The sequence below is a fragment of the Ferdinandcohnia sp. SAFN-114 genome (genome assembly GCF_059415045.1).
The window spans coordinates 1-9137 of the sequence record NZ_JBPFDQ010000135.1; the positions used below are offsets into that span (position 1 = coordinate 1).

Annotated in this window: 10 protein-coding genes and 1 riboswitch; of the genes, 2 read left to right on the forward strand and 8 right to left on the reverse strand. The window is 37.6% G+C overall.

Going from position 1 to position 9137, the window contains the following annotated elements:
- The 8 genes from ACR65M_RS25475 to ACR65M_RS25510 form a co-directional block, all read right to left on the reverse strand.
- The coding region (locus tag ACR65M_RS25475; protein WP_440274788.1) for a transposase at window positions 1-437 on the reverse strand (437 nt) is incomplete at its 3' end.
- Window positions 438-552: 115 nt separating this feature from the next.
- Complete coding sequence (locus tag ACR65M_RS25480) at window positions 553-876, reverse strand: hypothetical protein (RefSeq protein ID WP_440274789.1); 324 nt, start codon at window positions 874-876, stop codon at window positions 553-555.
- A 96-nt stretch (window positions 877-972) separates the two neighbouring features.
- The gene (locus ACR65M_RS25485) at window positions 973-1794 is read right to left on the reverse strand and encodes an alpha/beta fold hydrolase (RefSeq protein WP_341332827.1); all 822 of its coding nucleotides are present in this window, start codon (window positions 1792-1794) and stop codon (window positions 973-975) included.
- 142 nt (window positions 1795-1936) lie between these two features.
- A complete protein-coding gene (locus ACR65M_RS25490) occupies window positions 1937-3322 on the reverse strand; it encodes an LLM class flavin-dependent oxidoreductase (RefSeq protein WP_440274790.1) in 1386 nt (461 codons plus the stop codon).
- Window positions 3323-3342: 20 nt separating this feature from the next.
- On the reverse strand, window positions 3343-3894 hold the full coding sequence (gene ssuE / locus ACR65M_RS25495) for an NADPH-dependent FMN reductase (protein WP_440274791.1): 552 nt from the start codon (window positions 3892-3894) through the stop codon (window positions 3343-3345).
- Between the two features lie 181 nt (window positions 3895-4075).
- Window positions 4076-4249, reverse strand: a complete 174-nt coding sequence (locus ACR65M_RS25500) for a DUF2292 domain-containing protein (protein WP_121447758.1) — start codon at window positions 4247-4249, stop codon at window positions 4076-4078.
- Between the two features lie 177 nt (window positions 4250-4426).
- Window positions 4427-4564 (reverse strand): hypothetical protein, encoded by a 138-nt coding sequence (locus tag ACR65M_RS25505; RefSeq protein WP_440274792.1) that lies wholly within the window; start codon window positions 4562-4564, stop codon window positions 4427-4429.
- Between the two features lie 6 nt (window positions 4565-4570).
- Window positions 4571-4670: riboswitch (SAM riboswitch) on the reverse strand.
- Window positions 4671-4999: 329 nt separating this feature from the next.
- A complete protein-coding gene (locus ACR65M_RS25510) occupies window positions 5000-5515 on the reverse strand; it encodes a hemerythrin domain-containing protein (protein ID WP_440274793.1) in 516 nt (171 codons plus the stop codon).
- Window positions 5516-6090: 575 nt separating this feature from the next.
- Here ACR65M_RS25510 and ACR65M_RS25515 point away from each other — a divergent pair.
- A complete protein-coding gene (locus ACR65M_RS25515; RefSeq protein ID WP_440274794.1) occupies window positions 6091-7272 on the forward strand; it encodes a glycerate kinase family protein in 1182 nt (393 codons plus the stop codon).
- A gap of 1 nt (window position 7273) precedes the next feature.
- Window positions 7274-8722 (forward strand): SLC13 family permease, encoded by a 1449-nt coding sequence (locus tag ACR65M_RS25520; RefSeq protein WP_440274795.1) that lies wholly within the window; start codon window positions 7274-7276, stop codon window positions 8720-8722.
- Window positions 8723-9137 lie beyond the last annotated feature (415 nt).

Sequence of the window (9137 nt, forward strand, 5' to 3'; positions counted from 1 at the left end):
TCAATGAATACATGATCAGCGCTTAATAAGTCCTTATCTGTAATCTCTTTTAAAATACGATAGAAGATCTGTTCAAATAAATCTGTATCCTTAAAACGACGTTCATAATTTTTACCGAAGGTAGAAAAGTGAGGAACATTTGTGTGAAAACTAAAACCCAAAAACCAACGGTAAGCTACATTCGTTTCAATTTCCTTTATTGTTTGCCGCATTGAACGTATACCAAATACATACTGAATAAATGTCATTTTAATTAGCACAACTGGATCAATACTTGGACGGCCTAATGTTGAATAAAGTTTTTCAACTAATGGGTATATGAAGGAGAAATCAATAGCTGCTTCAAGCTTTCTCACAAGATGATCTTGCGGTACGACTTGATCTATTGTAATCATTTCCAATTGTTCTCTATCTAAGTTATTATTTCTCGACATCATTTTCCCATCACCCCTAATATTCTCTATAAATATTGTAAATTAAAAAAGACTGTAGGCAAACTCGAAATTTATCGAGTTTGTCTACAGTCTGAGAGAGCCCAAGGGCTCTCTCTAATTATGCTTTAATTTTCAGATTGTGTTCCGTATGCAGAGTTGCGATTATGCCGTAGAATGCATAGTAGAAGGATTCGGGTGCAATTAAGCGAAAATGATCAACTTCATCAGTGTTGAAATTCAGGGCGTTTTCTAACAGACGATAGGTGGAGTACGCATAAAAGCAAAAATATACATAATCAAACTTCGGCATTTTCTCATATATAATAGCAATTTCTTCCTTATATAAATCAATATTAGCTGTTGCTTCGTCAATTATTGTTTTTAAATCTTCTAGTCCAGCTTCAAGGATTAGATCATTCTTTTCGATTTTTATTGTAGCCATTTTTATACCTCCATTATGATTATCTACCCCCATTAGACCATTTTTTAAAACGTTTTGTTATGATATGAATCACTCTTATTCCATACGGATAAATTCTTATTTTTCATCTAGAAAATCTTTAACAATCACATTAAATTTTTCACTATGTTCCCAAAACATCATATGACCTCCAAGAACCTTTACTTGAGATTCTGGTGTTAATTGTTTTGTATACTTTACGGCAATATCCGCCCAGTGCTCTGCAACAAAGGTTAAGGTAGGAACGGCTTTACTAGCTTGTTTGGCTTCCTCTCGATAATCCGAAAACATACCAGAGGCAAATAAATTACCAGCGATGTAATATGGGGTTTTCAAAGATTGCTCTACTAACCATGTTAGCTCATCTTTCTCAAGTTCTCTCTGCACCATTACTTGGGTAATATAACTGGTTATGAAATCTCTGTGTCCTGTTGGATTACGTAAATAACCGTTATAGATTGCTGCAATATCATCTAATTTTCCTTCAACCCACACTTCTTCATTTACTGATAAAGATTTAGGTGGCATATCCACAAGTATTATAGATTTAATGTTTTCTGAACTATTTTGCTTCAAATATTCCCAAACTGTGAAACAACCAAACGACCATCCTACTATAGTTGCATTTTTCACATCCAAAGCTTGCAAAACCGTCGCTAAATCAGATCCGTGTGTGACATAATCATTTCCATGAGGAGTAATAGTTGATCTTCCGTGGCTCCTTGGATCAATCACAATTACTCGGTTGGTTTTTGAAAAATACTCAACTTGCTTATTAAAAACCTCTGTCGTAAAAGTAAAACCTGGAATGAAAACAATAGCTTCCCCTTCTCCTACATCTTGTACAAACAATTCGACCCCTGGATTGACTTCAATATATTTCCCTTCATTAAAACCCATCATAACTCCCCCTATATTAAGCTTTTAAACACTATATTCATTGTTTCTGATCTAAATTCCTTTTATATTGTTAATCAAAAAATACCAAATAGAAAAGCCTTCGAATATTTTCGAAGACTTAACTGTTACTATTTTTTACAGCTTATTTTACTGCTAGTACTGCCTTTTTTGAGTATTGCTTTCCTGGATGATGGGCAGGCAACTGGCTCCCACGTCCAAACAGGCTTTCTCTTAATGTGTCACCTTCGTATTCTTTCCGTACAAGACCTCTTTCCTGTAATACTGGTACAACTAGCTCTATAAAATCTTTAAATGTTCCAGGTGTAATTGCGTAAGCAATGTTAAATCCATCGACTCCGGTCTCTTCCACCCAACTCACTAAATCATCAGCTACCTGTTCGGGACTTCCAACAGTCACAGGACCAAGGCCGCCAATTCCGGTGTATTTCTTTATCTCATCAATCGTCCATTTTTTATCAGAATCGATTTTTGTAAAGTTCTCAACGGTCGATTGAATCGCATCATTTTTCACATACTTTAAATTTTCATCTGGACTATACTCTGAAAAGTCGATTCCAGTCCAGCCACCTAGAAGTGCTAATGCCCCTTCATAGCTTACGTGTTTTTGATACTCATTGTATTTATCTTGTGCTTCTTCTGCTGTTTGACCAACGATTGGAGTAATACAAGCAAGTATTTTTATTTCCTCTGGTGCTCTGCCAGCCTTGATTGCTTCTTCACGTAGTTTCTTGACGGAATGCTTAGCTGCATTTTTAGTCGGTGCCCCAATAAAAATTAATTCCGCATGTTTACCAGCAAAAGCCCGCCCCTTACTAGAAGTTCCGGCTTGGTAAAGGACTGGTGTTCGTTGTGGAGAAGGTTCGCAAAGGTGAGCACCTGGAACCTTATAATACTTACCTTCATGATTGATATCGTGAACCTTACTTGGATCTGCAAAAATTCGATTCTGTTTGTCTAGTAAAACTGCATCATCCTCCCAACTTCCTTCCCATAATTTATAGCAGACTTCTAAGTATTCATCGGCAATATCATAGCGCTCATCGTGTTTAATTTGATCTTCCAAGCCCATATTCACAGCGGCACTTTTTAAATATGAAGTTACAATATTCCAGCCTACACGCCCTTTTGTAATATGATCGAGCGTCGACATCCTGCGAGCAAATGTATATGGATGCTCATGAGTAACAGATGCAGTAACCCCAAATCCTAAATGTTTCGTCACCGCTGACATTAACGGTACAACAAGGGATGGATCATTGACAGGTGTTTGTGTACCTTGGCGGATTGCAGCATCTCTTGAACCTTGATACACATCGTATGGCCCTAGTACATCTGCTAGAAATATAGCATCGAATCTACCCTTTTCTAAAAGCTTCGCGAGTTCAATCCAATACTCGCTGTCTTTATAACGATGGGATTGATCCTCTGGATGTGTCCATAGACCTGGGGATTGATGTCCCACACAATTCATATCAAACGCATTTAAATAAATTCTTTTCTTCGTCATTTTAATTAACTCCTCTTCCATTAATTTTTCAAGGCAAAGTCTTTTTTCTTATTTACTGTTTCAATAAAGTAATAAAGCTCTTTTTTCAATCTCACTAACACATTCTCGTCCGTTATTGGGTTGACTACTTGTGTTTTATCGATATGGCAATCTTGGAAGTACACTCCTTGTTGGCTTTGCCCCTTTAATGCAGCCAATAATGGTTTGAGGCTGAACTCAATCGCAAGTAAGTGGGCTGGGCTTCCACCTGTCATGATTGGTAATACTGTTTTCTGCGACAGCACATCTTGGGGAAGCAAATCTAGTACTGCCTTCAAAATCCCAGTGTAGGCTGCCTTGTATACGGGCGATCCTACAATCACTCCCTCAGCCCCTTGAAGGAGTAAAGTCAGATCCTTAAGTGCAGGACTATCAAACCTCAGATTAAAAATGTCCTCAAATGGAATATCTCTAACAGATACATATGTGACCGAGAAACCCTCTTGTTTCAGCTTTTTTCCAACATACTGTAGGACTAAATCCGTTCTTGAACTTTCAGACGGACTTCCTGATAAAATTACGATTTCACTCATTTTAATCATCCTTCCACTTGTGTCTTCTTTTTTTATTTAAATGAGTTTAACTTCGGATTATTTGTAAAGAATCCCCTCTTTTCCAAGAAAAAAACGAATAAAAAAGGCATCTTTATCTAAAGCGTCTTTTTTGGACGCTTTGAAAATAAAGATGCCTTTAGTCGTCTAATCGGCACGTTATTTACTTAGTTTTAGTTTGGGTTGATGTGGATTTTTGCAAGGAAAAACGCTTCTTTTCTGTTGCATCGATTTGGGTAATTTCCCCATTGTGAACCGTGATCACAATAGATCCAAAATCCAATTTCTCCAAGGTAGATAAAATATGCTTTACCTTTGATTCATCAAGCTGCGCCATACAACTCCCCCTTGTTCAAGATGTATATGATTCATTGCCATTGGTTGACCAGTATGGCAATCAGTTCTGCGGCTAAAAAATCAAATGCGCCTTGGCGTATTTGCGCCAGATTTTAGGCCCACATGATGTGGGTCATAAAGACGTTGCCACAGGACGTGGCGTTCTTAGTCTTTGATCTTACTGCTCGAAAATTTCCTTTGAAAAATCGCGGCATCCGCCGGAGGCTTTATTTTTATCAGTAGAAGTATGACTTTTACTGATAAAAATTAAAAAGCCCTCTTCTAATAAGAAGAGGGCATACGTGATTCGTTTCATACGCTCTTCTTATCTTTCAAGCTTTACGCTTGCTGGAATTGGCACAGTACAATTGTCTGTTGCCGAGGCTTCGATGGGCCAGTCCCTCCACCTCTCTGGATAAGAATAAAATGGTAATTTAGTTGTTGATATATAAATTACACGGAATTTTTGTTTCTGTCAATCGATTTCAGTGAAAATTTTTAAAAGGTAGAAATTTTAGTTATTTTGTCATGGTTATTATCGGTCCTTTAAGGATTAGGCGGTAAATATACCTTTAAAAAAGGTTTATGTTAGGACTTTTGTATATACTTGGAAAAAGTTGATTTAAAATCGCTTCTTTTGATATGACTTTTGGAAATCATAGGAAAAACCTGCATTATACCATTCGGTGTAAACCCACAAAAAAGACCTCGAACCATTATATATTTCGCGGTCACCGTTTATGATATTTTATTAATTTCGTAGTAATCGTTCGAGCTCAGCTTTTTCTTCAGTGGACAATATTCTCTCAGCCAATGGAAAAAGCATATTTTCTTCCTTCGCGAAGTGCTGTGTTAAGGTTGCGTACGCTTGGACTGCGTAAACTGTAATAGTTTGTGCATCATATTCATCCATGTCCTCTCCCACTAGAGCAGCCTCATCAAGGAAATCTCGTAAATGCTTTTCCGCTTTACGATGCTCATATTCCATTGTACCGATGGTTTGATCTTTATCACCAAGACGACGGTCCATCATTGGGAACAGTCCTTCATCCTCACGTTTTGAATGTGCATTAAGCTCAATATTAAATGATGAAATCTGCTTGTATAATTCTGAAAACAGTTCAAGCACTTTGGGACCAGATTTGTATTCTATTTCTTCCGCAATCTCATAGAAACGATTCATCATTGCCCTCAATGACTCGTGCTCATCCTTTAATTTTTGCAGCGGAGGACTAAGTAGCTTCACATTTTGATCCTCTATCAACATTCAACTTCACCCCTTCACCAGTCATATGTCACCTTCCTATAGCATACGATAATTGCTCAAAAATTTTAGTGATAGGAATCACTAGGTCGAAGCCCCTAACAAACAATGTCCTATATGATGCTTGATGATGATAGATATAATAAACCAAGTAGGCAATCAACTAACGGAAAAAGTTGTCTCTACGATATAGGACTAAGTTTTGTAGATATAGGACTAAACGTAAGATCTATCGGACGGAGTTTAAAGGATTTAGGACAAATATCTCAATATATCGTACATAACCATCCATAGATTCAGCCATATAAAAAACCTTCCAAGCAATCGGAAGACAAATTATGTGCTTCAGCAAAGAATTACTATTTCTTTCTTTTTTCTCAGTTGCTTTGTAGTTCTTGAATCGCGTTTGGAATAACATATGTTTCTATTACCTGGTTTAAATAGTGGGACGCGGGACCTGTCCCTGTGTCCCTGGTAGGAGACCTGTGTCGCTCAATGATTTCTCATAATTCTCTCATTCTCTTTTAATTTTTGTACGGTACATTACAGGTATAAACGTTTTATGGGAGGATTTTAAGATGAAAATTGTTATTGTGCCTTCGGGTTTTAAGGAATGTTTAGATGCAGAGGAAGTTGCTTTGGCAATGGAACGGGGTGTGAGGCGCTTTGATACGTCAATTGATCCTGTAGTAATCCCCATGGTTGATGGTGGGGAAGGATTTGTAAAGACTATTATTAGCATTAAAGGTGGAGATTTAATTTATAAAAAGGTAACTGGACCAGTCGGGAAAAAAATCAGTAGTTATTTTGGCGTTTATGAAGAAAGTGGTAGACGTTTCGCTGTGATTGAAATGGCAGCTGTAGCTGGGTTGAAGCTAGTGCCTCGTAATCAACGAAATCCATTAAGAACTACTACCTATGGAGTTGGAGAATTAATAATTGCTGCACTTGATTTCGGTGTCGATCATATCTTAATTGGCTGTGGAGATTCAGGTACTTCTGATGGAGGTGCAGGGATGGCACAGGCGTTGGGGGTTCAGTTTTTAAATAAGGAGCAACAACTCGTCCATATCATGGGAGGCGAGGATTTATTGGAAGTCGACTCACTCAGAACCACGAATATAGATAGTCGATTAAAGTATGTCACCATCGATGTAGCATGCAACTGGAAGAACGTATTATGCGGAGAAAAAGGAGTAGCACGAATATTTGGTCCCCAAAAAGGCGCTACTTCAGAGCAGGTTGAGGTCTTATCAACAGCGCTTGAAAATTATGCAACTGTCATTGAAGATGCAACAGGATTGAATGTTCGCTCACTACCAGGTAGCGGTGCATCTGGAGGTTTGGGTACGGGATTACTCGCATTTACAAATGCAACATTACATCCACGATTCGATATCATTATGAATTTTATTAATATTGAGGAAGCAATTTCAAATGCTGATATCGTTTTTACTGCTGAGGGGAGTTTAGATTTTCAAACTCCTAACGGAAAAATCCCGGCCGAAGTAGCCCGGATTGCGAAAAAGAATGATATACCTGTTATTGCTATTACAGGAACTATCGGAAAAGGAGCGAAACTTAACTATAACGCAGGTATAGACGCTTATAGCAGTATTATTAAAAGACCTGTTTCCTTGGAGTTAGCCATGAAAAAAGCACCGAAATGGATAGAGGAAAGTACGGAGTCTGCATTACGAAAAATCGCAATTGGTTGGGGAATGGCAAACAAAAACCTGTTAAAGAAAGTGTCTATTTAACATGATTACGGGATTGGAGAAACAAATTGAAAAGAGTCAACCATTAAAATCTGCGGTCCTGCCCATTTCAAAGCCGCTTGCTCTCGTTGTTTTACATGTTCTCTTCTTGGCAGGTATTGTCTTTATCGATGGTTTGGATTATCGCTCAAAGATTGCTTTATTTACTTTTTTATCTGCAATGACATTATGGGTTACTACAAAAATTCCAGCTGGCTTTGTTGCTATTTCACTGATCGTGTTCACCATTCTCATGAATGCCGGAGAACCGAATTTATTATATGAATCACTCTCTGAAAAAGTAGTATGGTTAATGATCGGATCTTTTATTATAGGTGAAGCAGTCAAAGAATCTGGATTAGCAGATCGAGTCACCCTGATGCTGTTGAGCAAATCGAAAGATAAAGGAAAAGTTCTAGCTGGGGTGAGTTCCATTTTGTTCGCATCCGCATTTTTTATACCGTCTACTTCCGGTCGGGCAGCATTATCTATGCCAATTATCAATCAGTTAAACCAAAAATATACGAAAAAAGAACAAAGTGTGTTTGCATTGTTAGCTCCCATCATTATTTTAATGAGCACGTCCGCCACCCTAATTGGAGCTGGATCTCATTTAATCGGAATTGGATTACTTGAAACCACCGTTCATCAATCCATTTCCTTTATCCAATGGTTCATATGGGGGCTTCCCTTTGCTTTGGTTATGACAACCCTTTCGTTCTTTACTGTGAAATGGCTCCTATGGCCAAGGGATGAATTAAGAGTGTTGAAAAACACTCAATCTGTTGAAACATCTTTATTGAAGAAACAGATGAATAGAACGGAAAAAAAGACCTTGATCTTGATGATTTTTTTAATAATCGGATGGATGACAGAAAGTGTACATGGCTATGATATTGCTTTTATTACGATGGTAGGTGCCATCTTAGTGATGACGCCCAATTATGGAATCATTAACTGGAAACAAGGAATAAAGTCAGTTTCGTGGAATTTGATTTTATTTGTTGCAGCAGCCGCTGCCCTAGGAAAGATGTTGGTTGAAACAGGTGTCGTGAAATGGCTGGAAAAGGAAATACTGAGCTTTCTGCATTTGTTTACAGTTGCTCCAGAGTGGTTAATTGTTTTGGTCATTTTAGTCGCAACAGTTTCAAGCCATTTATATATTACTTCACATACCACACGGGCCATCGTGTTTATCCCGGGATTATTATTATTTAGTGAAACAATTGGAGTAAACCCTTCAGCGGTTGTGTTTTTAAGTTTAATAGGGATGAACTACTGTGTGACATTTCCCGTCAGTTCAAAAGCATTACTTCTCTTTTATGAAGATGAAGGAAATTCATATGACGCTAAAAACCTATTAAAAATTAGTGCAATATTAATGCCAGTCTATATCCTTGTCATGATGACATTCTATTTCTCCTACTGGCAATGGACTGGACTACAATTGTAGTTGGGACAGAGGTTGACTGTCCCTTTTATCCATTCAAAGAGACTGTCTGTAAAAAAATAATGGGACACGGTACCTGTCACCGTGTCCCATTTTGGTGTTGCTTATTAGCAAATCTCACAATGGGCTTAGCGAATAATGTTTCCTCCAAAATGCAATAATCTTCATCGCATCCCCCCACCTTTACCCCAAAAATAGAAAACTCCGCACAAACAATATTGACTTTTAACAATACATCTATTATGGTTATATACATAACTATATAACCATTTATGTATATAACTTATATATTACGAATAGTAGGCGATTATTATGCAAAAACCATTTGTTCAAGACAAACCTGTAAAAAGACAAAAAAGTATAAACCAATTGGACAGAAAAGTCTAAACTTCCTCTTCTTGAGAAATTTCGAGACAAA

Excerpts from the sequence above, each read along its gene's own strand:
- ACR65M_RS25480 (WP_440274789.1), bottom strand. The coding sequence starts at position 876 with ATGGCTACAATAAAAATCGAAAAGAATGATCTAATCCTTGAAGCTGGA.
- ACR65M_RS25485 (WP_341332827.1), bottom strand. The coding sequence starts at position 1,794 with ATGGGTTTTAATGAAGGGAAATATATTGAAGTCAATCCAGGGGTCGAA.
- ACR65M_RS25490 (WP_440274790.1), bottom strand. The coding sequence starts at position 3,322 with ATGACGAAGAAAAGAATTTATTTAAATGCGTTTGATATGAATTGTGTG.
- ssuE (WP_440274791.1), bottom strand. The coding sequence starts at position 3,894 with ATGAGTGAAATCGTAATTTTATCAGGAAGTCCGTCTGAAAGTTCAAGA.
- ACR65M_RS25500 (WP_121447758.1), bottom strand. The coding sequence starts at position 4,249 with ATGGCGCAGCTTGATGAATCAAAGGTAAAGCATATTTTATCTACCTTG.
- ACR65M_RS25505 (WP_440274792.1), bottom strand. The coding sequence starts at position 4,564 with ATGAAACGAATCACGTATGCCCTCTTCTTATTAGAAGAGGGCTTTTTA.
- ACR65M_RS25510 (WP_440274793.1), bottom strand. The coding sequence starts at position 5,515 with ATGTTGATAGAGGATCAAAATGTGAAGCTACTTAGTCCTCCGCTGCAA.
- ACR65M_RS25515 (WP_440274794.1), top strand. The coding sequence starts at position 6,091 with ATGAAAATTGTTATTGTGCCTTCGGGTTTTAAGGAATGTTTAGATGCA.
- ACR65M_RS25520 (WP_440274795.1), top strand. The coding sequence starts at position 7,274 with ATGATTACGGGATTGGAGAAACAAATTGAAAAGAGTCAACCATTAAAA.